Source organism: Oleiphilus sp. HI0066, from assembly GCF_001635725.1.
The window spans coordinates 1-1,108 of the sequence record NZ_LWFH01001144.1; the positions used below are offsets into that span (position 1 = coordinate 1).

Here is a 1,108-nt window from a genome sequence, read left to right on the forward strand (position 1 = left end):
AGCCAATGTAATGAGTGTCGCTAAAAAGTGGAGGGAAAGAAATTACGTGAGAGGTAATATTTTTGAGTTTGAGCTTTAATGGCTGGGGTCAGAGTGAAAGCACTCTGACCCCAATCTAGGCCTACAAAATTTGAGAGCTAGACTAGTCGTTTAACTTCTTCGCGAGAATTTCGTTAAACAGTTTCGGGTTACCTTGACCTTTAGAAGCTTTCATTAATGGGCCCATAAAGCTACCCATCAATTTCTTACGTTTCTTGTCGTCGGCTGCTTTGTACTGCGCGATTTGATCAGCCATACCTGCAAGCACTTCATCAACCATTGCTTCAAGAGCGCCCGTATCAGACACCTGCTTCAAGCCTTCTGCATCGATGATTTGATCCACATCTGAACCTTCTTGGCTCCATAGTTTCTCAAATACTTTCTTAGCGCCCGAAGAAGAAACGGTGTTGTCCTTCACGCGCAGCACTAATTGAGCTAATGCTCCACCAGAAATAGGTGCATTGGATGCGCTAACATCATCTGCGTTTAAGCGAGCACTGAATTCACCCATTACCCAGTTAGCAGAAAGTTTTGCATCGCCTGAGATGTTTGCTGAAGTCTCGAATAGAGAGGCTAAACCAGCATCTGCCGAGAGAATGCCAGCGTCGTAATCACTTAGTGAGAACTCAGAGATNAAACGCTCTTTACGCGCAGCCGGCAGTTCTGGCATTTGAGCACGAACTTCTTCGATGTACTCATCTGTCAACACTACTGGCAGGAGGTCGGGGCAAGGGAAGTAACGGTAGTCGTTTGCTTCTTCTTTGCTTCGCATAGAACGTGCAACGTGTTTGTCGCCATCGTACAAGCGTGTTTCTTGAACGATTTCTCCACCTTCTTCAAGCACATCGATTTGACGTTCAACTTCGAGAGCAATCGCTTGTTCCATAAAGCGGAAAGAGTTGAGGTTTTTGGTTTCAGTTCGCGTGCCAAATTCCGATTGGCCTTTAGGACGCACAGAGATGTTAACGTCAAAACGCATTGAACCTTGCGACATTTCACCATCACAAATTCCAAGTGAAGTCACAATGCTGTGCAGTGTTTTAGCAAATTCTACCGCTTCTTCCGCATT

The 1,108-nt window shown here is 45.4% G+C and carries 1 protein-coding gene; it reads right to left on the bottom strand.

Translation table 11 applies throughout. From position 1 onward, the window contains the following. Positions 1 to 142: 142 nt before the first annotated feature. A partial coding sequence (gene gatB / locus A3738_RS15075; protein ID WP_068763701.1) for an Asp-tRNA(Asn)/Glu-tRNA(Gln) amidotransferase subunit GatB occupies positions 143 to 1,108 on the bottom strand: 966 nt, incomplete at its 5' end.